This is a genomic window from Streptomyces cathayae, from assembly GCF_029760955.1.
Taxonomy (GTDB): domain Bacteria; phylum Actinomycetota; class Actinomycetes; order Streptomycetales; family Streptomycetaceae; genus Streptomyces; species Streptomyces cathayae.
Genome location: NZ_CP121682.1, coordinates 3608556 through 3634717 on the forward strand (window position 1 = coordinate 3608556; position 26162 = coordinate 3634717).

The 26162-nt window shown below is 70.8% G+C and carries 22 protein-coding genes; 11 read left to right on the forward strand and 11 right to left on the reverse strand.

What is annotated here, in order from left to right; genetic code table 11:
• The first annotated feature begins 398 nt into the window (after positions 1–398).
• The gene (locus PYS65_RS16330) at positions 399–1244 is read left to right on the forward strand and encodes an HAD family hydrolase (protein ID WP_279334685.1); all 846 of its coding nucleotides are present in this window, start codon (positions 399–401) and stop codon (positions 1242–1244) included.
• 378 nt (positions 1245–1622) lie between these two features.
• Here PYS65_RS16330 and PYS65_RS16335 read toward each other — a convergent pair whose 3' ends face one another.
• Positions 1623–2486, reverse strand: coding sequence for a Fic family protein (locus PYS65_RS16335; protein WP_279334686.1), 864 nt, complete (start codon positions 2484–2486; stop codon positions 1623–1625).
• 105 nt (positions 2487–2591) lie between these two features.
• Entirely contained in the window at positions 2592–3857 is a 1266-nt protein-coding gene (locus tag PYS65_RS16340; protein WP_279334687.1) for a polysaccharide deacetylase family protein, read from the reverse strand.
• Between the two features lie 384 nt (positions 3858–4241).
• Between PYS65_RS16340 and PYS65_RS16345 the strand changes: the two genes are divergently transcribed.
• The 6 genes from PYS65_RS16345 to PYS65_RS16370 all read left to right on the forward strand — a co-directional run bounded on the left by PYS65_RS16345 (position 4242) and on the right by PYS65_RS16370 (position 12694).
• Positions 4242–6848 carry a SulP family inorganic anion transporter gene (locus PYS65_RS16345; protein WP_279334688.1) on the forward strand — a complete coding sequence of 869 codons (2607 nt, stop codon included), beginning with the start codon at positions 4242–4244 and terminating at the stop codon, positions 6846–6848.
• A 220-nt stretch (positions 6849–7068) separates the two neighbouring features.
• Positions 7069–9024 (forward strand): acetate--CoA ligase, encoded by a 1956-nt coding sequence (gene acs / locus PYS65_RS16350; protein ID WP_279334689.1) that lies wholly within the window; start codon positions 7069–7071, stop codon positions 9022–9024.
• A gap of 264 nt (positions 9025–9288) precedes the next feature.
• The gene (gene nhaA, locus PYS65_RS16355) at positions 9289–10725 is read left to right on the forward strand and encodes a Na+/H+ antiporter NhaA (RefSeq protein WP_279334690.1); all 1437 of its coding nucleotides are present in this window, start codon (positions 9289–9291) and stop codon (positions 10723–10725) included.
• A gap of 210 nt (positions 10726–10935) precedes the next feature.
• Positions 10936–11430 carry a phage holin family protein gene (locus PYS65_RS16360; RefSeq protein ID WP_279334691.1) on the forward strand — a complete coding sequence of 165 codons (495 nt, stop codon included), beginning with the start codon at positions 10936–10938 and terminating at the stop codon, positions 11428–11430.
• A complete protein-coding gene (locus tag PYS65_RS16365; protein ID WP_279334692.1) occupies positions 11427–12389 on the forward strand; it encodes an alpha/beta fold hydrolase in 963 nt (320 codons plus the stop codon). Before PYS65_RS16360 ends, PYS65_RS16365 begins: the two co-directional genes overlap by 4 nt.
• Before the next feature lie 122 nt (positions 12390–12511).
• The gene (locus PYS65_RS16370; protein WP_279334693.1) at positions 12512–12694 is read left to right on the forward strand and encodes a hypothetical protein; all 183 of its coding nucleotides are present in this window, start codon (positions 12512–12514) and stop codon (positions 12692–12694) included.
• A gap of 37 nt (positions 12695–12731) precedes the next feature.
• Here the strand turns inward: PYS65_RS16370 and PYS65_RS16375 are convergent, their stop codons facing one another.
• From PYS65_RS16375 to nth, 3 genes are all read right to left on the reverse strand, one after another.
• On the reverse strand, positions 12732–13931 hold the full coding sequence (locus PYS65_RS16375; RefSeq protein WP_279334694.1) for a MarP family serine protease: 1200 nt from the start codon (positions 13929–13931) through the stop codon (positions 12732–12734).
• Between the two features lie 118 nt (positions 13932–14049).
• Positions 14050–14745, reverse strand: coding sequence for an NUDIX hydrolase (locus tag PYS65_RS16380; RefSeq protein ID WP_279337972.1), 696 nt, complete (start codon positions 14743–14745; stop codon positions 14050–14052).
• 118 nt (positions 14746–14863) lie between these two features.
• Positions 14864–15811: an endonuclease III gene (gene nth / locus PYS65_RS16385; protein WP_279334695.1), complete on the reverse strand. Its 948-nt coding sequence runs from the start codon at positions 15809–15811 to the stop codon at positions 14864–14866.
• A gap of 334 nt (positions 15812–16145) precedes the next feature.
• Between nth and PYS65_RS16390 the strand changes: the two genes are divergently transcribed.
• The gene (locus tag PYS65_RS16390) at positions 16146–16820 is read left to right on the forward strand and encodes a Crp/Fnr family transcriptional regulator (protein ID WP_109377225.1); all 675 of its coding nucleotides are present in this window, start codon (positions 16146–16148) and stop codon (positions 16818–16820) included.
• Between the two features lie 173 nt (positions 16821–16993).
• Here PYS65_RS16390 and PYS65_RS16395 read toward each other — a convergent pair whose 3' ends face one another.
• The 4 genes from PYS65_RS16395 to sp36 all read right to left on the reverse strand — a co-directional run bounded on the left by PYS65_RS16395 (position 16994) and on the right by sp36 (position 19615).
• Complete coding sequence (locus PYS65_RS16395) at positions 16994–17824, reverse strand: MBL fold metallo-hydrolase (RefSeq protein ID WP_279334696.1); 831 nt, start codon at positions 17822–17824, stop codon at positions 16994–16996.
• Positions 17821–18702 carry an NUDIX hydrolase gene (locus PYS65_RS16400; protein WP_279334697.1) on the reverse strand — a complete coding sequence of 294 codons (882 nt, stop codon included), beginning with the start codon at positions 18700–18702 and terminating at the stop codon, positions 17821–17823. Before PYS65_RS16400 ends, PYS65_RS16395 begins: the two co-directional genes overlap by 4 nt.
• 284 nt (positions 18703–18986) lie before the next feature.
• Positions 18987–19457, reverse strand: coding sequence for a RidA family protein (locus PYS65_RS16405; RefSeq protein WP_279334698.1), 471 nt, complete (start codon positions 19455–19457; stop codon positions 18987–18989).
• Positions 19454–19615, reverse strand: a complete 162-nt coding sequence (sp36, locus tag PYS65_RS16410) for a Sp36 family protein (RefSeq protein WP_019355547.1) — start codon at positions 19613–19615, stop codon at positions 19454–19456. Before sp36 ends, PYS65_RS16405 begins: the two co-directional genes overlap by 4 nt.
• A gap of 157 nt (positions 19616–19772) precedes the next feature.
• On the opposite strand from sp36, the gene bagA reads away from it, so the two are divergent.
• Positions 19773–20750 (forward strand): ATPase BagA, encoded by a 978-nt coding sequence (bagA, locus tag PYS65_RS16415; protein WP_279334699.1) that lies wholly within the window; start codon positions 19773–19775, stop codon positions 20748–20750.
• A 184-nt stretch (positions 20751–20934) separates the two neighbouring features.
• Entirely contained in the window at positions 20935–22341 is a 1407-nt protein-coding gene (gene bagB, locus PYS65_RS16420) for an ATPase BagB (protein WP_279334700.1), read from the forward strand.
• Between the two features lie 85 nt (positions 22342–22426).
• Here bagB and wblA read toward each other — a convergent pair whose 3' ends face one another.
• Positions 22427–22765 (reverse strand): transcriptional regulator WblA, encoded by a 339-nt coding sequence (wblA, locus tag PYS65_RS16425; RefSeq protein ID WP_181383401.1) that lies wholly within the window; start codon positions 22763–22765, stop codon positions 22427–22429.
• Positions 22766–23183: 418 nt separating this feature from the next.
• Between wblA and PYS65_RS16430 the strand changes: the two genes are divergently transcribed.
• A complete protein-coding gene (locus PYS65_RS16430; protein ID WP_279334701.1) occupies positions 23184–25508 on the forward strand; it encodes a transglycosylase domain-containing protein in 2325 nt (774 codons plus the stop codon).
• Between the two features lie 130 nt (positions 25509–25638).
• Here the strand turns inward: PYS65_RS16430 and PYS65_RS16435 are convergent, their stop codons facing one another.
• Positions 25639–26103 carry a GatB/YqeY domain-containing protein gene (locus PYS65_RS16435; RefSeq protein WP_279334702.1) on the reverse strand — a complete coding sequence of 155 codons (465 nt, stop codon included), beginning with the start codon at positions 26101–26103 and terminating at the stop codon, positions 25639–25641.
• Positions 26104–26162: the final 59 nt, after the last annotated feature.

The window sequence follows — 26162 nt, forward strand, 5'->3', positions numbered from 1 at the left end:
TCACGGTGCAGCGATCCGGGAAATCGTGTGGATCTTGGTCGAAAACTGTGGACGGGCCACCGGTTGTGAATATCGCCGTCACCCATACCGGCGAGCCCGGCACACACCCCGCGTGACCTCCGCAGAGCAATCCATTCACTACACAGAGTCAATAGGCGTGAGCATGTCAAACCCTGACTCGTCCCGGTCGACTGATCACGCCTCGGCCATGAAGAGAAGGAGAAAACCCACCCGGACATGCGACGACCCCCGCCGGGGGGGAGAGCGGGGGTCGTCCCCACGGCCGACTCGGGGGGGGAGGAGCCGGACCGGGTTAGCACGGTCGCGAACGATCCGTGACTTCCATGGTGTACCCGAGAGGCCTCTCAGGCAAACCCACGCGCCACATCTTACGCCGAATGGGCTGCGCCTATGCTCAAGGCGTGGAAAACCACTCACTGCCCCGCACAGCCGCCTTCTTCGATCTGGACAAGACGGTCATCGCGAAGTCGAGCACGCTCACGTTCAGCAAGTCGTTCTACCAAGGCGGCCTGATCAACCGCAGGGCAGCCTTGCGCACCGCATACGCCCAGTTCGTCTTCCTGGCCGGCGGCGCGGACCACGACCAGATGGAACGGATGCGCAAGTACCTGTCCGCAATGTGCCGCGGCTGGAACGTCCAACAGGTCAAGGAGATCGTCGCAGAGACCCTGCACGACCTGATCGACCCGATCATCTACGACGAGGCCGCCACTCTCATCGAACAGCACCACACCGCCGGCCGCGACGTGGTGATCGTGTCCACCTCGGGCGCCGAGGTGGTCGAGCCGATCGGCGAGCTGCTCGGAGCGGACCGGGTCGTGGCCACCCGCATGGTGGTGGGCGACGACGGATGCTTCACCGGGGAGGTGGAGTACTACGCGTACGGTCCGACCAAGGCCGAGGCGATCAGGGAACTGGCCGAATCCGAGGGCTACGACCTCGCCCGCTGCTACGCCTACAGCGACTCGGCGACCGATCTGCCGATGCTGGAGTCCGTGGGCCATCCGCACGCCGTGAACCCGGACCGGGCACTGCGCCGCGAAGCGGTCGCGCGCGAGTGGCCGGTCCTGGACTTCCACCGGCCGGTACGGCTCAAGCAGCGCCTGCCCACACTCTCCGTACCGCCTCGCCCGGCCCTCGTGGCGGCCGCCGCCATAGGCGCCGCCGCGGCCACCGCGGGTCTGGTCTGGTACGCGAGCCGACGCCGGTCGACGGTGGCCTGACCGGCCACCCCGCACGACGCGCCGACAGGCCGGATTCCCCTTCGCCGGACGGGCGTCCGATTGACGCGTATTTGAACCTAAAAGTAAAGAAGCGGACCCAGCACTTCCGCTTGCTTCGAACCTGGAGTACAAAGGACTCAACGGCCCGCGAGACCAAGGACATCCGAGAGGATCCCCTTCAGAACGCATTTGGCCCCACGGACCGAGCATGGCCACAGGGCACCCACGCGACGTCGACCCGTCGATTACGGGCCAGCCGCACCAGGGACGGGCAAAGTTCCCGACCTGATGGGCATATATCGAGGACGCTTGGTAACCAGGTGGGCATGCCAGCGGCGGTACGAGTTCTCGTACCGCCGCATCTCTGCGCGACCGCGCCTACGCCGCCCCGCGCTGTAGCGCCTCACACACCGCCGTGGACTCACGCGCCCCCAGTTCGACCGCGCGTCCGCAGTGGGCGATCCAGGAGGCCACGCCCTCGGGGGTGCCCGAGACATAACCCGCCAGAGCGGCCAGATAGGCATCCCGTCCCAGTTCGGCATGGCCGACCTCGGCCGGGCAGACCGACTTCGGGTCCAGCCCGCTGCCGACCAGCACGATGCGTTCGGCCGTACGCGCGAGAAGGCCGTTGTGAGAGGTGAAGGGGCGCAGTGCGAGCAGTTCACCGTGCACGACGGCGGCCGTCACCAGCGCCGGGGCGGAACTGCCCGCGATGACCAGTTCCGCCAGGCCCTCCAGCCGGCCGTGCGCCTCCGCCGCGGCGGGCAGCGGAAGCCCGATCAAGGGCTCGTCGACCGACTCGCCCTCCTTCCGCGGCCGCCCGACCTGGTCGGCCTGGTCGGCCGCCGCGACCAGATGCAGCCGGGCGAGCACCCGCAGCGGCGACTGGCGCCAGATGGACAGCAGTTGCCCCGCCTCGGCCGACAGCCGCAGGGCCGCTCCCATCGTGCGCGCCTCGTCGCCGCTGCCGAAGTCGCTGCGCCGGCGCACCTCCTCCAGGGCCCAGTCCGCCCCGGACAGCGCCGCCGAGCCGCGGGCGCCGCGCAGGGCCGCCTCAGAGGTGATCTCGTTGCTGCGCCGTCGCATGACCCGGTGCTTGTAGACCCGGTCCACGGCCTTGCGGACGGATTCCACGGAGTCGGACACACCGGGCAGCGAGCCCAGGGCCGCGAGGGGGTCCCCGCTGCTCGAACTCTTCCGAGAGCCCGGGGGAGGATCGGCGGTCGCGCCTGTCGTACTCATGAGTACGACATTACGCACCCGGGGCGCCCGTCCTGCGCGGGAGTGGCCTTCCTCACGCCGTACCGCCCGCCGAAGCCGCGGCAAAGCCACAGCGAAGCCCGCCGCTCACCCCTTCGCCGCGGGCGCTCCGGGCACACCCCTGGGGGCCGGGGCGGGGGCGCCGGACAGGAAGGACTTCCAACCCTGCTTCGGGGCCTCGCCCACGGTCAGGGTGCGCAGTTTCGCCAGGGACTTCGGGTCCTGGACGTCCAGCCAGTCCACGAGCTGCCGGAAGGAGACACAGCGCACGTCCGGCTTGGTGCACACCTCCTCGACGACCTCCTCGACGGCCCGCATGTAGGTGCCTCCGTTCCAGGACTCGAAGTGGTTGCCGATGATCAGAGGTGCCCGGTTGCCGTCGTAGGCCCGCCGGAAGCCCGCGAGCAGGCCGTCCCGCATCTCGTCACCCCACTGCGCGTGCTTGGCGGGGTCGCCCTGGGTTTCGGTGCCGGACTGGTTGACCATGAAGTTGTAGTCCATGGCGAGCTGCTCGAAGGAGCGCCCGGGGAACGGGACGAGTTGCAGCGGCAGATCCCACAGCCCTTGTTTCCTCTCCGGCCACACCTGGTTGTCGACACCACTGGTGTCGTAGCGGAAGCCCAGCTCTCTCGCCGCCTTCGTGAAGTTCTCCTGACCCTCCAGACAGGGGGTGCGGGCCCCGATGAGTTCCTTGTCGTAGTCGAAGGGGAGAGGGGCCTTGTTCTTCATGCCGGTGTGGGTCTTCCACTCCTTCACGAACGATTTGGCCTGGGCGATCTCGTCCTTCCACTCCGCCACCGACCACTCGCCGACCCCGCCGTCGGGACCGCAGAAGTGACCGTTGAAGTGGGTGCCGATCTCGTTGCCCTCGAGCCATGCCAGGCGCAGCTGCTCCACGGTGGCGGCGATGCCCTCGGCGTCGTTGAAGCCGATGTCGGACCGGCCCGGTGAGTGCTGCGGCGGGCGGTAGAGGTCACGCTTCCCCTCCGGGAGCATGTACACGCCGCTCAGGAAGTACGTCATGGTCGCGTCGTTCTCCTTGGCGACCTTGCGGAAGTGGGAGAAGAGCTTCTGGCTGTCCTCACCCGCACCGTCCCACGAGAAGACGACGAACTGCGGGGGCTTCTCGCCCGGCTCCAGCCGCTCGGGCTCGGGCAGGTGCGGCTGGGCCCCGGTGTACGCGGTGGAGCCGTCGCCGATCAGCCGGACCACGTTCTTCGGCGCCGGCGCCGCCTTTTTCTGGTCCTGGGATTCCTTGCCGAAACCGTCGGCGCCGGCCCCGCAGCCGGCGAGCGGGACGACACAGACCGCGGCGATCACGGCGCCCACGGCGATCCTTCGGGTGGCGGCCATGCCCGCCCACCTGCTTCCTTCTCTCGGGCCGGCCCCGTGGGCGGCGATGTCGGATGCCTGCCGGTCCACGCCGACAACGCCGCCAAAGTCGCATGGGACCGAGAAGGAATTAATACGACAAGCCGATGAAACGCCTAGTTCACCCGTGGGGAGTATCCGTTAGGTCATTTGCCCGAAAAGCAAAGACTCGTCCTTTACTCTGAATTACGATTCGTTTACTGATGGTTGGGGTTCTTGCCGCCGAGGTTCCTCGCCGCCGTTGACCGATCCCGCCGTTCTGACTCCGTGACCCACGGCCGCGACCGCGACTGCGACCGCCCCGCCGCCGCCGAGCGAGTCACCCCCCACTTCCGCGACCGCCCAGCCCCGGAGGAGACGGGAAGCATGCCAACCTGTGTTCCCACCACCCACGCCAGCGATCCGAACCGGACCGGGCGTGCCCACCCGCCCCACAGCCCGCCGCCGACCGGGCCCCGTCGGCTCCGCATCGCGGGCGCCGATCTGTCGGCCGCCGTCGCGGTCTTCCTGATCGCTCTGCCCCTGTCCCTCGGCATCGCCCTCGCCACCGGAGCACCGCTTCAGGCCGGCCTGGTCGCCGCCGCCGTGGGCGGACTCGTCGCCGGACGGCTCGGCGGCTCCCCGCTCCAGGTCAGCGGTCCGGCCGCCGGACTCACCGTCGTCACCGCCGACATCATCCAGCAGTACGGCTGGCGGACGACCTGTGCCATCACCGTTCTCGCCGGGCTCTCCCAACTCGGCCTGGGCTGTCTGCGGGTGGCACGCGGCGCACTCGCCGTCAGCCCCGCCATCGTGCACGGGATGCTCGCCGGTATCGGCGTCACCATCGCCGTCGCCCAGGTCCACATCGTCCTCGGCGGCACCCCGCAGAGCTCCGTCCCCGACAACCTCCGTGCGCTTCCTGCCCAGTTGGCGAACCTGGACCCCGCTGCCGTCGCGGTGAGCGTGCTCACCCTGACCCTGCTCCTGCTGTGGCCCCGGATCCCCGGCAGAGCTGGACGCCTTCTGCGCAGGGTCCCGGCCGCGCTCGTCGCCGTCACCGGGGCCACCGCGGTCGCGACCGCGGCCGGTCTCGTCCTGGCCGAGGTCGACCTGCCGTCCTGGCGCAGCCACGCACTGGCCGGGCTGCCCGAGGGGCCCGTACTCGGCCTCGTCGCCGCTGTGCTCACCACCACACTGGTGTGCAGCGTGCAGTCGCTGCTGGGCGCGGTCGCCGTGGACAAAATGGTCTCCCGCCGCCCCGGTCCGGGCCACGGCCCCCGCTCCGACCTGGACCGCGAACTGCTCGGTCAGGGCACCGCGAACATCGCCTCCGGCTGCCTCGGCGGACTGCCCGTGGCCGGGGTGGCGGTGCGCAGTTCCGCGAATGTCAACGCGGGCGCCGTGAGCCGGAACTCCACGATGCTGCACGGCGTTCTCGTCGTGGTCGCCGCGTTGCTGATGGTCCCGATCCTGGAGTTCATCCCGCTCGCCTCACTCGCCGCCCTGGTGATGGCCGTCGGCATCCAGATGGTGTCCCTGCACCACATCCGTACGGTGACCCGGCACCGCGAAGTCCTCGTCTACGCCGTGACCGCCCTCGGCGTGGTGTCCGCGGGCGTCCTGGAGGGCGTCGCCCTCGGCATCGCCGCGGCCGTCGGCGTGGCCCTGCACCGCCTCACCCGCACCCGGATCACGCATGAGGAGAAGAAAGGAGTCCATCACGTACATGTCCGAGGGCAGTTGACGTTCCTCGCCGTACCCCGGCTCAGCCGGTCCCTGCATCTCGTACCCCCGGGGGCCACCACCGTCGTGACGCTGGACGGGTCGTTCATGGACCACGCGGCGTACGAGGCCCTGCAGGACTGGCAGAACACGCACACCGCCCGGGGCGGCGCGGTCGAGATCACCGGCCGCCGACCCGGAGCCGGAGTCCGGATCGCCGAGCCCGCGGTCCTCGCCGCCGCACCCGCCGCCTCTACTCCGGACGGCACCGACGCGGCGGACCCGACCACCGGCGCCGAGTGCCGTTGCCGGCCCTGGACGGCCTGGCGCAACCACCAGTGCGAGCCCCCACGATCCGTACTCCCGGGCGACTTCGTACCCACGGGCGGCTCCGTACCGAACGACGACCGCAGCGTCCACGACATGCACGGCGTCCACGACGTCCCCGGGGCTCCCGGTGCCCCCAGCAGCCCGGGATTCCACAGCGGCTCGGGCGGACGGGCGATCCGCTCCGGCACCGGAGGCTTGCTCCATGAGGGCGACGCACCCCGTGCGGTCGGCACCTCCGGTGCGGGCGGGCCGGAGGTGCCCCGGGCCGAGACCGGCCAGGAACTGGTGCGTGGTCTCAGCACCTTCCAGCGGAGCACCGCCCCCCTGGTGCGCGGTGAGCCGGCGCGGCTGGCGCGCGAGGGGCAGCAGCCGACCCAACTGTTCCTCACCTGTGCCGACTCACGGCTGGTCACATCGATGATCACCTCCAGCGGTCCGGGAGACCTCTTCGTGGTCCGCAACGTCGGCAACCTCGTACCGCCGCCCGGCGAGGAGAGCGGCGACGACTCGGTGGCGGCCGCCCTCGAGTACGCCGTGGAGGTGCTCGCGGTGCGGTCCATCACGGTCTGCGGGCACTCCGGGTGCGGTGCCGTGCAGGCCCTGCTCGATCCGGAGCCGGACGGTGCCCGCACTCCGCTGAGACGGTGGCTGCGGCACGGGCTGCCGAGCCTGGAGCGGGCCGGCGGCGGACACGGGCCCTGGGCGCGCCTCGGCGAACGGGCGTCGGCCGACCCGGCTGAGCGGCTCTGCCTGGCCAACGTCGTCCAGCAGCTCGACCATCTGCGCGCCCACGAGTCGGTGGCCCGTGCTCTGAAGGACGGGAACCTGACGCTCCACGGCATGTACTTCCATGTGGGTGAGGCGCAGGCGTACCTCCTCACCGAGACGGCGGGAGAGGGCAGGTTCGACCGGGTGAGGGCGGCGGATCTGGCGCGGTGAGGGGCCGTCGCGGGTATGAGTGGCGTGACAGAGACTGAACCGCGTGCCCTCGGCGTCCGTGGGTACGGATGACCCCCGGGCCACGGAAACGGTCGGTTGACCTCAGAGAGTTGACCTCAAAAGGTCTAAACCATTTCGCCATCGGCCCTTGTCAGCCCACCCCCGGGTCTGATGAGCTGTGGCCCGGGACACAACGGACACTCCGGGAAAGGCAGATGCCGTGAGCAACGAAAGCCTGGCCAACCTGCTCAAGGAAGAACGCAGGTTCGCACCCCCCGCCGACCTGGCCGCCAACGCCAACGTCACCGCGGAGGCGTACGAACAGGCCAAGGCTGACAGGCTCGGCTTCTGGGCCGAGCAGGCCCGCCGACTGACCTGGGCCAAGGAACCCACCGAAACGCTCGACTGGTCGAACCCGCCGTTCGCCAAGTGGTTCAAGGACGGCGAACTCAACGTCGCCTACAACTGCGTGGACCGGCATGTGGAGGCCGGGCACGGCGACCGGGTCGCCATCCACTTCGAGGGCGAGCCCGGCGACAGCCGCACGATCACCTACGCCCAGCTCAAGGACGAGGTCTCCCAGGCCGCCAACGCCCTGCTGGAGCTGGGCGTCCGCAAGGGCGACCGGGTGGCGATCTACATGCCGATGATCCCCGAGACGGCGGTCGCCATGCTGGCCTGCGCCCGTATCGGCGCCGCGCACTCCGTCGTCTTCGGCGGCTTCTCGGCGGACGCGCTCGCGACCCGTATCCAGGACGCCGACGCCAAGGTCGTCATCACCGCCGACGGCGGCTACCGGCGCGGCAAGCCGTCCGCGCTCAAGCCCGCCGTGGACGAGGCGGCCGACCGCGCCGACACCGTGCGGCACGTCCTCGTCGTCCGCCGCACCGGCCAGGACGTCGCCTGGACCGAGGGCCGCGACCTGTGGTGGCACGAGGCGGTGGGACGCCAGAGCACCGAGCACACCCCGGAGGCGTTCGAGGCCGAGCAGCCGCTGTTCATCCTCTACACCTCCGGCACCACGGGTAAGCCGAAGGGCATCCTGCACACCTCCGGCGGCTTCCTCACGCAGACGGCGTACACGCACTGGGCGGTCTTCGACCTCAAGCCGGAGACGGACGTGTTCTGGTGCACGGCCGACGTCGGCTGGGTCACCGGGCACTCGTACATCGTCTACGGGCCGCTCGCCAACGGCGCGACCCAGGTCATGTACGAGGGCACGCCCGACACCCCGCACCAGGGCCGCTTCTGGGAGATCGTGCAGAAGTACGGCGTGACGATCCTCTACACGGCGCCCACCGCGATCCGGACGTTCATGAAGTGGGGCGACGACATCCCCGCGAAGTTCGACCTGTCCTCGCTGCGGGTCCTCGGCTCCGTCGGTGAGCCGATCAACCCCGAGGCGTGGATCTGGTACCGCAAGAACATCGGCGCGGACCGCACCCCCGTGGTGGACACCTGGTGGCAGACCGAGACCGGCGGCATCATGGTCTCGCCGCTGCCCGGCGTGACCGGCGCCAAGCCGGGCTCCGCCCAGACCCCGCTGCCCGGCATCGCCGCGACCGTCGTCGACGACGAGGCGCGCGAGGTGTCCGCCGGCGGTGGCGGCTACCTGGTCCTCACCGAGCCGTGGCCGGCGATGCTGCGCACCATCTGGGGCGACGACCAGCGGTACATCGACACGTACTGGTCACGGTTCGAGGGCAAGTACTTCGCCGGCGACGGCGCCAAGAAGGACGACGACGGCGACATCTGGCTGCTCGGCCGGGTCGACGACGTGATGCTGGTCTCCGGGCACAACATCTCCACCACCGAGGTGGAGTCGGCGCTCGTCTCCCACCCGTCGGTCGCCGAGGCGGCCGTGGTCGGCGCGGCGGACGAGACGACCGGGCAGGCCATCGTCGCCTTCGTGATCCTGCGCGGCACGGCGGCGGAGACCGAGCAGCTGGTCGCCGAGCTGCGCGACCACGTGGGCGCCACACTCGGCCCGATCGCCAAGCCCAAGCGGATCCTGCCGGTCAACGAGCTGCCGAAGACCCGCTCCGGCAAGATCATGCGCCGGCTGCTGCGGGACGTCGCGGAGAACCGTCAGCTCGGTGACGTGACCACGCTGACCGACTCCACCGTGATGGACCTGATCCAGGCGAAGCTGCCCCAGGCGCCCGGCGAGGGCTGAGCAGAGGGCTGAGCACAGGTCGGCCGGCCGCCGGAACACGAGGTCGCCCGACCGCAAGCACACGGGGTGCCCGGCGCGACGCACGCGCCGGGCACCCCCGCGGCGTCCGTCACCGGAAGCCCTCGGTGCGGCCCGGAAGCACGTTGGCTACAGTGGTCACGAAGGTGGCCGCTGCAGGCCACCCGCACACAAGCTGTCTCATGGAGCGCCGGGAAGTCTGGTCGGCACACGATTCGTGCTGCCCGACGATCAGAGGACCACCCCGTGACCGCGCCCCGCACCCCCAGCCCCCGCAAGGCCCTCGGCCGCCTCTCCCTGCCCGAGCGGAACTTCGTCGCGGACGCGCTGCGTACCGAGACCGTCGGCGGCATGCTGCTGCTCGTCGCCGCGATCACCGCGCTGATCTGGGCGAACGTGCCCGCCCTGCGGGACAGCTACGAGAGCGTCAGCCACTTCCGCCTCGGCCCCGAGTCGCTCGGCCTGAACCTGTCCGTCGCGCACTGGGCCGCCGACGGACTGCTCGCGGTCTTCTTCTTCGTCGCCGGAGCGGAACTCAAGCGCGAACTCGTCGCCGGTGATCTGCGCGACCCCCGGGCCGCCGCGCTCCCCGTCGTCGCCGCCCTGTGCGGCATGGCCGTACCGGCGCTCGTCTACACGCTCACCAGCGGTATCGGCGGCGGCTCACTGGCCGGCTGGGCCGTGCCCACCGCCACCGACATCGCCTTCGCGCTCGCCGTGCTCGCCGTCATCGGCACCTCCCTGCCGAGCGCGCTGCGCGCCTTCCTGCTCACCCTCGCCGTCGTCGACGACCTCTTCGCGATTCTGATCATCGCGGTCTTCTTCACCGCCGACCTGGACTTCGCCGCGCTCGGCGGTGCCGTGGCGGGCCTGGCCGTCTTCTGGCTGCTGCTCCGCAAGAGCGTGCGCGGCTGGTACGTGTACGTGCCGCTCGCCCTCGTCGTCTGGGGCCTGATGTACAACAGCGGCATCCACGCCACCATCGCCGGTGTCGCCATGGGCCTGATGCTGCGATGCCACCGCCACGAGGGTGAGGAGCAGTCCCCCGGTGAGCGCGTCGAGCACCTCGTCCGGCCCCTCTCCTCGGGCCTCGCCGTCCCGCTGTTCGCCCTGTTCAGCGCGGGTGTGGTGGTCTCCGGCGGCGCACTCGCGGACGTGTTCACCACGCCCGAGACGCTCGGCGTCGTCCTCGGCCTCGTCGTCGGCAAGACGGTCGGTATCTTCGGCGGCACCTGGCTGACCACACGCTTCACCAGGGCCTCGCTCAGCGAGGACCTCGCCTGGGCGGACGTGTTCGCGGTGGCGATGCTGGCCGGGATCGGGTTCACCGTCTCCCTGCTCATCGGTGAACTCGCCTTCGAGGGCGACGCGGCGATGACGGACGGCGTCAAGGCCGCCGTGCTGACCGGTTCGCTGATCGCGACCGTGGTGGCGACCGTGCTGCTGAAGATCCGGAACGCCGAGTACCGCAGGCTGGCCCAGGAGGAGGAGCGCGACGACGACCTCAGCGGCATCCCCGACGTGTACGAGGAGGACGACCCGGCCCACCACCTGCGGATGGCGGAGATCCACGACCGCAAGGCCGCCGAGCACCGGCGGCTCGCCCGGGAGAAGGCCGAACAGCGGCACGGGCTTGCCGAAGTGCCGGGCGGGGCAGGCGAGGACCACGACGGTCCGGCATGATCTGACGAGACGGTACAAAAGTCAGGACAGTCGGACGCCCGCAGGCACACGCGGACACACGCGATCGGCCATGCCACGCCCGGCCCACGGGGTCGGACCCACGTGGCCGGACGTGGCGACCGACCGGACAGGAACCGTCAGACGGCAGACTGAACCGTACACAGCGACACACAGTGGCACGCGATACGTACGCAGAAGAGGGAGACCGCGATGAGCGCACCCGACGGCAGCCCGGTCGGCGCCGAACGCAGCATCGGCGAGCTGTTCGCCTCGGCGACGGAGAACATGTCGGCGCTGGTGCACGACGAGATCGCGCTGGCGAAGGCGCAGCTCAAGCAGGACGCGAAGCGGGGCGCGAGGAGCGGCGTGGTGCTGACCCTGGCCGGCCTCATCCTGCTGTTCTCCCTGCCGATGCTGAGCTTCGCCCTGGCCTACGGCATCCACACCTGGAGCGACTGGAACCTCGCCCTCTGCTTCCTGCTGTCCTTCGTGGCGAACTGCCTCGTCGCCGGCGTCCTCGCGCTGATCGGCGTCGTCTTCGCGAAGAAGGCGAAGAAGAGCCGGGGCCCGCAGAAGGTCGCCGCCTCCATGAAGGAGACCGCGGGCGTGCTGCAGAAGGCCAAGCCGCACCCGCGTCCCGAACTCGACCTGCCCAAGAACCGGACCCCCGCGGCGATCGAAGCTGTGGGACGCTCGTCCTCATGACGGGCTCCTCCCTCCCTTCGGGGCAACCTCCCTCGGCGCACCCCCTCTCGGCCGTGCGCCTCGACATCCCGGGCGCCGAGGTGACCCACCGGGACGTGGCCGCCAACGGCGCACGCTTCCACATCGCGGAGCTCGGCGACGGACCGCTGGTGCTGCTGCTGCACGGCTTCCCGCAGTTCTGGTGGACCTGGCGGCACCAGCTGACGGCACTCGCCGACGCGGGGTTCCGCGCCGTCGCCATGGACCTGCGGGGTGTCGGGGGCAGCGACCGCACACCGCGCGGTTACGACCCGGCCAACCTCGCGCTGGACATCACCGGAGTGGTCCGCTCCCTCGGCGAGCCGGACGCCGCGCTGGTGGGGCACGACCTGGGCGGCTACCTGGCCTGGACGGCGGCGGCGATGCGCCCCAAGCTCGTACGGCGGCTCGCGGTCTCGTCCATGCCGCATCCGCGGCGCTGGCGGTCGGCCATGCTCGCGGACGTCAGGCAGTCCTCCGCCATGTCCCACATCTGGGGGTTCCAGCGGCCCTGGGTCCCGGAGCGGCAGCTCACCGCCGACGACGGGGCGCTGGTGGCCCGACTCATCCAGGACTGGTCCGGGCCGCGCCCGCCCGAGGAGGAGGCGCTGGAGAACTACCGGCGCGCCATGTGCATCCCGTCCACGGCGCACTGCTCGATCGAGCCGTACCGCTGGATGATGCGCTCCATGGCCCGGCCCGACGGCATCCAGTTCAACCGCCGGATGAAGCGTCCGGTGCGGGTGCCGACGCTGCATCTGCACGGCTCGCTGGATCCCGTGGTACGCACCCGGAGCGCCGCAGGGTCCGGACAGTACGTCGAAGCGCCGTACCGCTGGCGGCTGTTCGACGGGCTCGGGCACTTCCCGCACGAGGAGGACCCGGTCACCTTCTCCACCGAGCTGATCAACTGGCTGAAGGACCCGGAGCCCGACCGCTGAGCGAAGACGCCCCCACGACGGAAGTGAACACCTGTCCTACGAAGGGCCATGTGCCTCGCGCATAGGCCAATTGGCTGCGCCTGAGGCGATTATCGACCATGAGGCGGGGGCACCGTCGGAATATGGGCTGGACGCACGACTACAGTGACGCAGGCCGCGACCGCAGTTCGGCGGGCGGCAGGGGACCCCACCAGCGAGGCGGTGCACCGCACATGGCGGGTACGGACCTCAGGGTGGGGATCCCCCATATCCTCCGCCGCCGGGCCCGCTGGGTCTCGGCACGGCTGCTTCACCCACGCGGGTGATCCGACAGCGGTGCGCGGGCCCTGTCCCGCGCGCCGCTCAGAGCGCGCAACTGTCGCTGTCCACCTGCTGGTTCGCGGCACGGCCCTGGGTGATGTCGTCCTGGATCTCGTCGACGGTGAGCGCGTACCCCGTCTCGGCGTCGTCGAGGGACTTGGCGAACACCACGCCGTAGACCCGACCCTCGGGTGTGAGCAGCGGGCCGCCGGAGTTTCCCTGACGGACCGTCGCGTACAGGGAGTAGACGTCACGGCGGACCGTGCCCCGGTGGTAGATGTCCGGGCCGTTGGCCGTGATCCGCCCCCGGACCCGCGCGGACCTGACGTCGTACGCGCCGTTCTCCGGGAAGCCGGCGACGATGGCGCTGTCCCCGCTGCCCGCGTCGTCGGTCGTGAACCGCAGCGCCGGCGCCTTCAGGTCCGGGACGTCGAGGACCGCGATGTCGCGCTTCCAGTCGTAGAGGACGACCGTCGCGTCGTACTTCCTGCCCTCGCCGCCTATCTGCACGGTCGGCTCGTCGACGCCGCCCACGACGTGCGCGTTGGTCATGACGCGGCGTTCGGAGAACACGAAGCCCGTGCCCTCCAGGACCTTGCCGCACTGCGGTGCGGTGCCCATGACCTTGACGATGGACCGCTGGGCCCGGGCGGCCACGGGGCTGCCGACCAGGGCGGGGTCGGGGGGCTGGACATCGGTGATCGGCTCGTTCGCGAACGGGCTGAAGACCTGCGGGAAGCCGTTCTGCGCGAGGACGGAGGAGAAGTCGGCGAACCAGGTGTCGGCCTGGTCGGGCAGCGCGCGGGAGACACCGAGCAGGACCTTGGAGCCGCGGACCTCCTTGCCGAGCGTCGGCAGCGTCGTACCGGCGAGGGCGGAGCCGATCAGCCAGGCGACCAGGAGCATGGCGACGACGTTGACCAGGACACCGCCGGTCGCGTCGAGCGCCCGGGCCGGGGACCAGGTGATGTGACGGCGCAGTTTGTTGCCGAGGTGCGTGGTCAGCGCCTGGCCGACGGAGGCGCAGACTATGACGACGACGACCGCGACAACGGCCGCGGTCGTGCCGACCTCGGCGTTGTCCGTCAGGACGTCCCAGATGACGGGGAGCAGGTAGACGGCGACGAGACCGCCGCCCAGGAACCCGATCACCGACAGGATGCCGACGACGAACCCCTGGCGGTAGCCGACGATCGCGAACCAGACGGCGGCGACCAGCAACAGGATGTCCAGCACGTTCACTGCTTCCAGCCTCGCCTCGTCACTCCGGTCGCTCCCGTCCGGCCGGAGTCCGGAGGCGTACGGCACGAACCACCGTCGTCACCAGCCCCCGTACCGCAACGGCACCGCGCCCACCCTGTCATGACCTCTGGTCCAGCGGGACCCGCTTGTCCCGGTCCCAGGGGCGCTCCCACCCCGCGTAGTGGAGCAGCCGGTCGATGACCCCGGCCGTGAAACCCCAGACAAGAGCCGATTCGACCAGGAACGCCGGGCCTTGGTGGCCGCTGGGATGGACCGCGGTCGCCCGGTTGCCCGGATCGGTGAGATCCGCCACCGGGACCGTGAAGACCCGGGCGGTCTCGTTGGGATCCACGACGCCGACCGGGCTGGGGACCCGCCACCAGCCCAGCACCGGGGTGACGACGAATCCGCTGACGGGGATGTAGAGCTTGGGCAGGACACCGAAGAGCTGGACACCGGCCGGATCGAGCCCGGTCTCCTCCTCGGCCTCGCGCAGCGCGGCCCACAACGGCCCGTCGGCCAGCGGGTCGCCGTCCTCGGGGTCGAGGGCGCCACCGGGGAAGGCCGGCTGCCCGGCATGCGAACGCAGCGCCGCCGAGCGCTCCATGAGCAGCAGTTCCGGACCGTACGCGCCCTCGCCGAACAGGATCAGGACCGCGGACTGGCGCCCCGAGCCGTTCGCCGGCGGCAGGAAGCGGCTCAACTGCCCCGGCGCGACCGTCTCCGCCGCCCGTACCACCGGGTCCAGCCAGGAGGGCAGACCCTCCTGGCTGAGCGTCGCCCGGCCACCCCGGATATCGCCCGCCCGCATCATCGCCACCCCCGTCGTCCCGCCCCCTGCCCGTCCGCTCCCGGCGACAGGTCCAACGCCCGGCGGCCCCTGGAACGTTCCACCAAAGATCGTTCCACCCGCGGCCGCCGGGTATGCCCCGTCATCCGGCGCCCAGCGGCGGGGCCGGCCGGCCGCCCGCGTCGAGGTAGGCCTGCGGGGGGTTCAGACGCTGGCCCGGGAAACCGCCCTTCTCGTACTTCAGCAGCTTCTGCGCCTTCTCCGGGTCCGTCTCCCCCTCGCCGTACGCCGGGCAGAGCGGGGCGACGGGGCAGGCTCCGCAGGCGGGCTTGCGGGCGTGACAGATGCGGCGGCCGTGCCAGACCACATGGTGCGAGAGATCGGTCCAGTCACTCTTCGGGAAGAGCGCGCCGACGGCCGCCTCGATCTTGTCGGGGTCGGTCTCCTGCGTCCACTTCCAACGGCGCACCAGGCGCTGGAAGTGCGTGTCCACGGTGATCCCCGGGCGGCCGAAGGCGTTGCCGAGGACGACGAAGGCCGTCTTGCGGCCCACACCGGGCAGCCTGACGAGATCCTCGAGCCGCCCCGGCACCTCGCCGCCGAACTCCTCCGCCAGCATCTTCGAAAGGCCTATCACCGACCTGGTCTTGGCCCGGAAGAACCCGGTGGGGCGGAGGATCTCCTCCACCTCCTCCGGGACGGCGGCGGCCAGGTCCTCGGGGGTGGGGTACTTCGCGAAGAGGGCGGGGGTCGTCTGGTTGACCCGCAGGTCGGTGGTCTGGGCGGACAGGACCGTGGCGACCACCAGTTGGAAGGGGTTCTCGAAGTCCAGCTCGGGGTGGGCGTACGGGTACAGCTCGGCGAGCTCCCGGTTGATCCGCCGGGCCCGGCGGACCAGCGCGGTACGCGACTCGGCCCCGGGCCGCCCGGCGGCGGCCTTCTTCGCGGACGCCGCCTTCTTCCCGGGCTTCTTCCCGGGCGCGGGGCTCTGCGCGGACGCCGTCTTCCGCGCAGGCGCGGAGCCCTTCGCGGAGGCGGGCCTCACCTCGGCCGCCGCTTCGCTCGCACTCGCGGTCGAATCCTTCTTCACCGGTGCCTTCTTTGTCGGTTTCGCCGTTTCCCCACCGCCGCCGGAGCCCTGTTCGCCCACAGCGGAATCATGATGTACCGCCACCCGCGCAGCCCCCTGAGCACGCACTCCCACCGGCGATTTGGACACCCGACCAGCCTACGGCCCGGCACCGACATCCGCCCCGGCCCCTGAAGATCAGCGCCCAATTGGACCCCTGCCGCTTACCCGGGCACACCTGTGCGGCATCCTTGTGACAGATCACACTGTTTGGACTGTCCGGCAAAATGGGCACCTCGGTCCCCTGGTACGCGGGGAACAAGATCCCCTGAGCAGGTCGACAAGGAGAGAACACGTGGACGACGTTCTGCGGCGGAACCCGCTCTTCGCGGCGCTCGATGACGAGCAGGCCGCGGAGCTTCGCGCCTCGCTGAGCGAGGTGACCCTCGCACGGGGCGACTCCCTGTTCCACGAGGGCGACCCCGGAGACCGGCTCTACGTGGTCACCGAGGGCAAGGTCAAGCTCCACCGGACCTCCCCCGACGGCCGCGAGAACATGCTGGCCGTCGTCGGCCCCGGCGAGCTCATCGGTGAGCTGTCGCTCTTCGACCCGGGCCCGCGCACCGCGACCGCCACGGCGCTGACCGAGGTCAAGCTGCTCGCCCTGGGCCACAGCGACCTCCAGCCCTGGCTGAACGCCCGCCCCGAGGTGGCCACGGCGCTGCTGCGGGCCGTCGCGCGCCGGCTGCGCAAGACCAACGACGCCATGTCGGACCTGGTCTTCTCCGACGTCCCGGGCCGGGTCGCCCGCGCCCTGCTGGACCTCTCCCGCCGCTTCGGGGTGCAGTCCGAGGAGGGCATCCACGTCGTCCACGACCTCACGCAGGAGGAGCTGGCCCAGCTGGTCGGCGCGTCCCGCGAGACGGTCAACAAGGCCCTGGCGGACTTCGCGCAGCGCGGCTGGCTCCGTCTGGAGGCCCGCGCGGTGATCCTCCTGGACGTCGAGCGCCTCGCGAAGCGCTCCCGCTGACGGGATTCCCGGCACGCGTGCCGAAAGCCCCGGTGCCCCGCAGGCCTCAGCGCCTGCCGGGCGCCGGGGCTTTCGGGTGAAGCCCCGTACCCCGCCGGACGAGCCCGTGCCCCACCGAGTGAACCGCGCCCCACCGGGTGAGCCGTGCTCGCGCCGACCGAGCCCGCGCCCCGCTAGATGAGCCCGTGTTCCCGCAGGTATTCCAGTTGCGCGCGGACCGACAGTTCCGCGGCCGGCCACAGGGAGCGGTCCACGTCGGCGTAGACGTGGGCGACGACCTCGGACGGGGCGAGCAGGCCGTTCTCGACGGCCGTCTCCACCTGGGCGAGGCGGTGGGCCCGGTGCGCCAGGTAGTACTCGACCGCGCCCTGGGCGTCCTCCAGCACGGGCCCGTGGCCGGGCAGGACCGTGTGGACGCCGTCGTCGACCGTGAGCGAGCGCAGGCGGCGCAGGGTGTCCAGGTAGTCGCCGAGGCGGCCGTCGGGGTGGGACACGACGGTCGTACCGCGTCCCAGGACGGTGTCGCCGGTGAGGACGGCCCCGTCGGCCGGCAGGTGGAAGGACAGGGAGTCGGCGGTGTGGCCGGGGGTGGGGACGACCCGCAGTTCCAGACCGCCCACGTCGATGACGTCCCCGCCGGACAGGCCCTCGTCCCCCAGCCGCAGCTCCGGGTCCAGCGCCCGTACCTTCGTGCCGGTCAGCTCGGCGAAGCGGGTGGCGCCCTCGGCGTGGTCGGGGTGACCGTGCGTCAGCAGGATGAGGGCGACGCGCTTGCCGGCCCGCTCGGCCGTGTCGACGACGCTGTGCAGATGCCCCTCGTCCAGCGGGCCGGGGTCGACGACGACCGCCCGCGCGGAGCCGGGTTCCGAGAGGATCCAGGTGTTGGTGCCGTCCAGGGTCATGGCCGAGGCGTTCGGAGCCAGGACGTTGACCGCGCGCGCGGTGGCGGGTCCGGAGAGGACCCCGCCGCGCGGTTGGCCGGGAAGGGCTGCCGCGTCCGTCATGCGGGTGCTCCACCGGTCGGGATGTGCTGGGTGAACTCGTCGTGCCCGGGCCAGGACAGCACGATCTTCTCCTCCTCCAGGCGCGCGGTGGCCAGTACCGGCGTGAGGTCCCGCGCGGACGCCGCGTCGAGCGCCTGCGCCGCCGCCGGGTACACCGCCAGCTGGCGCAGGGTCGCGATCGTCGGCGGCATCATCAGCAGCTCGCCCCGGTCGTACGCGGCGGCCGCCTCGCGCGGGGCGATCCACACCGTGCGGTCGGCCTCCGTGGAGGCGTTGCGGGTGCGCTGCCCCTCGGGGAGCGCGGCGACGAAGAACCAGGTGTCGTAGCGGCGGGGCTCGAACTCCGGGGTGATCCACCGGGTCCACGCGCCGAGCAGGTCCGAGCGCAGGACCAGCCCTCGGCGGTCGAGGAACTCCGCGAAGGACGTCCTCCGCTCGACGAGCGCCGCGCGGTCCGCCTCCCAGTCCGCGCCCGTGGTGTCACCGACCACGGAGTCGGGCGTCGGACCGGCGAGCAGCACACCGGCCTCCTCGTACGTCTCGCGTACGGCGGCGCAGACGATCGCCTGGGCGTCGGTCTCCTCGACGCCGAGCCGGTCCGCCCACCACGCGCGCGGGGGGCCCGCCCAGCGGACGTGGTGGTCGTCGTCCCGCGGGTCGACGCCGCCGCCGGGGTAGGCGTAGGCGCCTCCGGCGAAGGCCATGGAGGCGCTTCGGCGCAGCATGTGGACGGCGCAGCCGTCACCGGCGTCCCTCAGGAGCATCACGGTGGCGGCCCGCTTGGCCGGGACCGGGGTGAGGGTGCCCTCCGCGAGCGCGCGGATGCGGACCGGCCACTCGGGTGGGTACCACTGCCCACCAGCCTGCGCATTCACCATGGCCGGAGGCTATCCCGGGACGGGCGGATGTTCGAGTGGCCGGCGGGAGAAGAAGAGGAGGGAAGGGCAAGGGGAGGGAAGGGGGCGGAAGCGGATGAAAGCGGGTGAAAGCAGGTGAGAGGGCGCGCGGTCCCGGGAAGCGGCAGGGGAACGCGGCGAGGAGGGGTGGCGGACCCGGCGGCCCGCACGGGCCACGCGGCCCTCCGCCGAGCCCGGGCCCGCCCCCGCCTCCGCCGGACGCGTCGGACGCGCGCTGCCTGCCCGCGTCCGTCAGCGTGCGTCCGTCAGGCCTCGTCCGTCAGCTCCACCTGGATCTCGACCTCCACCGGCGCGTCGAGGGGCAGTACCGCGACGCCCACCGCGCTGCGGGCGTGGACGCCCTTGTCGCCGAGGACCTCGACCAGCAGCTCGCTCGCACCGTTGAGGACGCCCGGCTGGCCCGTGAAGTCCGCGGCCGAGGCCACGAACCCGACGACCTTCACCACGCGCGCGACGCGGTCCAGATCACCGGCGACGGACTTCACGGCGGCGAGGGCGTTCAGCGCACAGGTGCGCGCCAGCTCCCTCGCCTCCTCGGCCGTGACCTCGGCACCGACCTTTCCGGTCAGCGGAAGCTCGCCGTCCACCATGGGAAGCTGGCCGGCGGTGTGCACGTACCGCCCCGACCGCACGGCCGGGCAGTACGCGGCCAGCGGCGGGACGACCTCCGGGAGGCTCAGGCCGAGTTCGGCCAGTCTGGCCTCGACCGCGCTCACGCCTGCTTCTCCCGCTTCAGGTAGGCGACCAGCTGCTCGGGGTTGTTCGGGCCCGGCACGACCTGCACGAGCTCCCAGCCGTCCTCGCCCCAGGTGTCCAGAATCTGCTTCGTGGCGTGGACCAGCAGCGGAACCGTGGAGTACTCCCATTTCGTCATGCGGCGACTCTAGCCGTTGCCGTCCCCCGTGCGGGAAGCACGGGAAGTCTGGAAAGCCCGGGAAACCCAGGGGCCCCGGGTGCCCGGGAGCACGGGAAGCCCGGCAACTCGCCCCCGGAGCCGCCGGGGCGCGCGGGGAGCAATTAGGCTCAAAGGCGTGAGCAGGCTTCAGGTGGTCAGTGGCAAGGGCGGAACCGGCAAGACCACGGTGGCCGCGGCCCTCGCGCTGGCCCTGGCCACGGAGGGGAAGCGGACGCTTCTCGTCGAGGTCGAGGGTCGCCAGGGCATCGCGCAGGTCTTCGAGACGGAGGCGCTGCCGTACGAGGAGCGGAAGATCGCCGTCGCTCCCGGGGGCGGGGAGGTGCATGCCCTCGCCATAGACGCCGAGCGGGCCCTTCTGGACTACCTCCAGATGTTCTACAAGCTGGGCAGCGCCGGGCGGGCGCTGAAGAAGCTCGGCGCGATCGACTTCGCGACCACCATCGCGCCCGGTGTGCGGGACGTCCTGCTGACCGGCAAGGCGTGCGAGGCGGTGCGGCGCAAGGACCGCACCGGGCGGTTCGTCTACGACTACGTCGTGATGGACGCCCCGCCGACCGGGCGCATCACCCGTTTCCTCAACGTCAACGACGAGGTCGCCGGGCTCGCGAAGATCGGGCCGATACACAATCAGGCCCAGGCCGTGATGCGGGTGCTGAAATCACCGGAGACGGCGGTGCACCTGGTCACCCTGTTGGAGGAGATGCCGGTCCAGGAGACCGTGGACGGCATCGCCGAGCTGCGGGGGGCCCGGCTCCCGGTGGGGCGGATCATCGTGAACATGGTGCGGCCCGAGGTGCTGGACGCGACCGACCTGGAACTCATGGGGGCGGTCGAACGTTCCTCTGTCGCGCGGGCACTGTCGTCCGCCGGTCTCGGCGGCGCGCGGCGCGGCGGGCACGCCGAGCAGCTGGTGGACCCGTTGCTCGCGCAGGCCAAGGAGTACGCCGAGCGGTACACGCTGGAGGCCGAACAGCGCGCCGCGCTGGCCGAGGTGGGCCTGCCCCTGCACGAGCTGCCGCTGCTCGCGGAGGGCATGGACCTGGCGGGCCTGTACGAACTGGCCGAGGAACTCCGCGCGCAGGGCGTGTCATGACCGGCGGAGACCTGCCCATGTCCGCGGCCATATCCGCATCCGTGCCCGTACCCGGCGGGAACGCTCCCGGAGTTCCCGTCATGCCCGCCGCTCCCGTCAGATCCGCCATGCCCACCACGCCCGCCACGCCCATCAGGTCCGCCACGCCCATCACGAGTCGGAAGTATCGGAAGCAGGGGATGTCATGAGCCGTCACCCGGAACCGGCCCACCCGGTCCACCCGGCCCGCCACCACCTCTCCCCCGTGCGCACGCTCGACATCGACCCGCTGATCGAGGACCGGGCCACCCGGATCGTGGTGTGCTGCGGCTCGGGCGGGGTCGGCAAGACGACCACCGCCGCGGCCCTGGGACTGCGCGCGGCCGAACGGGGACGCAAGGTGGTCGTCCTCACCATCGACCCCGCCCGCCGGCTCGCCCAGTCCATGGGCATCGACTCGCTCGACAACGTCCCCCGCCGGGTGAAGGGCATCGACGACTCCGCCGGCGGCGAACTGCACGCCATGATGCTCGACATGAAGCGCACCTTCGACGAGATCGTCGAGGCGCACGCGGACCCGGAGCGCGCCTCCGCGATCCTCGGCAACCCCTTCTACCAGTCCCTCTCGGCGGGCTTCGCGGGCACGCAGGAGTACATGGCGATGGAGAAGCTGGGGCAGCTGCGGGCCCGCGACGAGTGGGACCTCATCGTCGTCGACACGCCGCCCTCCCGCTCCGCACTGGACTTCCTGGACGCGCCCAAGCGGCTCGGCTCCTTCCTCGACGGCAAACTCATCCGCGTCCTGCTGACCCCGGCGAAGGTCGGCGGTCGTGCGGGGATGAAGTTCCTGAACGTCGGGATGTCCATGATGACCGGCGTCCTGGGCAAGGTGCTCGGGGGGCAACTGCTGCGGGACGTCCAGACGTTCGTGGCGGCGATGGACTCCATGTTCGGCGGGTTCCGTACGCGCGCGGACGCCACGTTCAAACTGCTCCAGGCGCCCGGGACGGCGTTCCTGGTGGTCGCGGCCCCGGAGCGGGACGCACTGCGCGAGGCCGCGTACTTCGTGGAACGGCTGGCCGCGGAGGACATGCCGCTGGCCGGTCTGGTGCTCAACCGGGTCCACGGCAGCGGCGCCGACCGGCTGTCGGCCGAGCGGGCACTCGCCGCCGCGGAAAATCTTGAGGACTCCCGCATTGTGGATCAGGAGGACGGGAAAGCTGGAGTTCGTAACTCCCCTGACACACACACCAGTTCAGACGTCCCCGACGGAGGCTCCCCCGCCACCGCGGACGACACGGACACGGACACCAGCACCACCGAGACCAGCACAGACACCGACGGGGTGGACGCGGAGCGGTCCGTCGACCAGCTCACCGCGGGCCTGCTGCGACTGCACGTCGAGCGGATGCGGCTGCTCTCCCGCGAGCAGCGCACACGCGACCGCTTCACCGCGCTCCATCCCGAGGTGGCGGTGACGGAAGTGGCCGCGCTGCCCGGCGACGTGCACGACCTCGCAGGCCTGCGGGACATCGGCGACCGGCTCGCGACCAACAGGCCGGAGCTGCCCGAGACACCCGAGGCGCCCGCCCCACCCGAGGCAACCGCCTGACGCACGCCGACCCGCCCCACGCCGGGACGGCCCAAGGCGCCCCGACACAGCCCGAGACGCCCCGCCGAGGACCCCCCGAGAGCCCTCAGCTCACCGCCGCGTAGTTCGCGTACACCTCGTCGTCGTCGAGGGGCACGACGCCCGTCCCCCGCTCGTACTCCGTGCGCGCGGTCTCCAGCAGCCGGCGCCAGGACGTCACGGTGGGCCGCCGGCGCAGCAGTGCGCGGCGTTCACGTTCCGTCATGCCTCCCCACACGCCGAACTCGACGCGGTTGTCGAGCGCGTCGGCCAGGCACTCGGTACGCACCGGGCAGCCGGTGCACACCGCCTTGGCCCTGTTCTGCGCTGCTCCTTGAACGAACAGTTCATCCGGATCAGTAGTGCGGCAGGCGGCCTGCGCACTCCAGTCGGTAACCCAGCCCATACCGGCGCCGTCCTCTCCCGAATCGAGGCTCCCCCACGGCGGCAGCGGCATATTCACCGCCGCCAGTTGAGGACGTTACGGAAGGTGGGCACAGCGCAACACCCCCAGCGGGCCCAATCTTGAATGGCCCGAACGGACTATGGGTAAGCGGCAGATCACCCAGGGGAGTGACCTGGCGACATGCGCGACAACCCCGACGTTTCGGGTCAGTTCCATTGCGCCACAACGGACACCGAGTGACACACGAGGCGGATCCGGACACGCACCCACCACACCCCGACGAAGAAAGTCGAGAAGATCCGGAACGATTCGGGGTCGCCGGACGTATTGATACGTGGCCTCGCTGCTGTGACAGTTGTGAGCAGCTTAGGCCAAGGCCTGTACGCCTGTCCGGTAAATGAGAACGTAGGCTGCTCCCATGCCAAAGAAGCGCTCGGGCGGTGGTCTGTCGTCAACGCAGCAGGCCGCCAAGTTCCTCGGTGTCAGTGTCCTCGCGGGTGCCGTCCTGGCCGGTATCGCACTGCCCGCCGTGGGTGCGCTGGGCCTGGCCGCCAAGGGCTCGGTGGAGAGTTTCGACGAGCTCCCCGCCAACCTCAAGACGCCCCCGCTGAGCCAGCGCACCACCATCCTGGACGCGAAGGGCGGTCAGATCGCCACCGTCTACTCGCGCGACCGCACGGTGGTCGACCTCAAGGACATCTCGCCGTACCTCCAGAAGGCGATCGTCGCGATCGAGGACTCCCGCTTCTACGAGCACGGAGCGGTCGACCTGAAGGGCGTGCTGCGCGCGATGAACCGCAACGCGCAGAGCGGCGGTGTCTCCCAGGGCGCGTCCACCCTGACGCAGCAGTACGTGAAGAACGTCTTCGTGGAGGAGGCCGGCGACGACGCGACGAAGGTCGCGCAGGCCACCCAGCAGACGATCGGCCGCAAGATCCGCGAGCTGAAGTTCGCGATCCAGGTCGAGGAGGAGCTGGGCAAGAAGAAGATCCTCGAGAACTACCTGAACATCACGTTCTTCGGCCAGCAGGCCTACGGTGTCGAGGCCGCCGCCCAGCGCTACTTCTCCAAGTCCGCCAAGGACCTCAACCTCCAGGAGGCCGCCCTCCTCGCCGGCCTCGTCCAGTCGCCGAGCCGGTACGACCCGGTCAACGACGAGACGGAGGCCACCAAGCGGCGCAACGTCGTCCTGGCGCGGATGGCCCAGGTCGGCGACATCTCCCAGGAGGAGGCCGCCGAGGCGTCGAAGGCACCGCTGGGACTGAAGGTCAGCAAGCCGAACAACGGCTGCATCACGGCGGTCGCCGATTCGGCCTTCTTCTGTGACTACGTACGCGAGGTGTTCCTGAGCGACCCGGTCTTCGGGAAGAAGAAGGAGGACCGGGCCAAGATCTGGAACCAGGGCGGTCTGACGATCCGGACCACCCTCGACCCCCAGGCACAGCGGTCGGTCCACACCTCGCTCAAGGGCCACGTCAACAAGGGCGACTCGGTCGCCGCGGCGATCACCCTGGTCGAGCCCGGCACCGGCAAGGTCCTCGGCATGGGCCAGTCGAAGCCCTACGGCTACGACAAGAACGAGACCGAGATCAACTACTCGGTCGACCACAGCATGGGCGGCTCCAACTTCGGCTTCCCGACCGGTTCGACGTTCAAGCCCTTCGTCGCGGCGGCCGCGCTCGAGGAGGGGCGACCGCCCATCCAGGAGTACTCGTCGCCGTACGAGATGCCCTACCCCGACCCCGTCCAGACGTGCAGCGGCAAGCCCTGGATGAACCAGGAGGGTGCCACCGTCCCCAACGAGGACAGGTCGGAGGTCGGCCCGTACCGGTTGAAGGAGGCGATGGCCCTCTCGGTCAACACCTACTTCGTGCAGATGGTCGCCGACATCGGCCTGTGCCCGTTGGTGAAGATGACGGACGCCCTGCACGTCGTGGAGGGCAACGGCCAGAAGCTTCCGGAGGTCCCCGCCGTCTCCCTCGGCTCCAGGGGCGTCGCCCCGCTGACGATGGCCTCCGCGTACGCCGCCTTCGCCTCCCGGGGCATGTACTGCACGCCGGTCGTCATCGAGTCGATCACCCAGAAGGTCGGCGAGCAGCAGAAGTCGCTGGAGGTACCGAAGTCGACGTGCTCGCGGGCGATGAGCGAGAAGACCGCGGACACGGTGAACACCCTGCTGCAGGGTGTGGTCGACTCCGGTACGGGCCGGGCGTCCGGCCTCACGGACCGCGCCAACGCCGGCAAGACGGGAACGACGGACGAGCGCAAGAACGCCTGGTTCGTCGGCTACACGCCGAACCTGTCGGGAGCGGTCTGGGTCGGCAGCGCCACCCAGCAGGTCAAGATGGTCAACATCAACGTCGGGGGCACCTACCACGCCAAGGTCTACGGCGGCTCGGTGCCGGGCCCCATCTGGCGGGACGCGATGACCGGCGCCCTCTCGGGCAAGGGCTCCCCGTCCTTCAACCTCGTCCACATCCCGGAACCCGAAAAGGAAAAGCCCGACAAGGACCGTGACCGTGACGACAAGGACGGCGACGACCGTGGCGACGGCAACCGCGGCAACGGCGGCCGTAGCGGCGGCAACGACGGTTTCATCGGCGGCCTGACCGGCGGCGGCAACGGCGGCCAGAACAACAACGGTGGTCAGAACGGCGGCGGCGGAGCCGAACCGGACCCGACCTTCTCCCTCCCCGAGGGCTTCTTCCAGGGCCAGGGCAACGGCCCGGGCGGCCGACGCTGACGGCCCGCGCCCCTGGTCCGACGACAGCGGAGGGCCCCTCCTTCCCGCGCGGGAAGGAGGGGCCCTCCGCTGTCGTCCGCCGTACCCGACCGACCCGGACCGACCGACCCGGACCGATCGGACCGGCAGATCAGCCGGCGAGCAGCTTCTTCACCGCGGCGGCCACCCGGCCGCCTTCGGCCTGCCCTGCCACCTTGGGGTTGACGATCTTCATGACCGCACCCATGGCCCGCGGGCCCTCGGCGCCCGCCGCCTGCGCCTCCTCGACGGCCTGGGCGACGATCGCGTCCAGCTCCTCGTCGGACATCGGCCGGGGCAGGTACCGGGCCAGCAGCTCGCCCTCCGCCTTCTCCCGCTCGGCCTGCTCGGGACGCCCGCCCTGCGCGAAGGCGTCCGCCGCCTCACGGCGCTTCTTCGCCTCACGGGTGATCACCTTGAGCACCTCGTCGTCGGAGAGCTGACGCTTCTCCTTCCCCGCGACCTCCTCCTTGGTGATCGCGGTGAGCGTCAGCCGGAGCGTCGAGGAACTGAGCTCGTCGCGCTCCCTGATCGCAACGTTGAGGTCGTCCTGCAGCTTGGACTTGAGCGTGGTCATGCCTTGATTGTCGCAGGAACAGGCGGAAAGACGCCCGTACATTTAACGCCCGCCGTCAC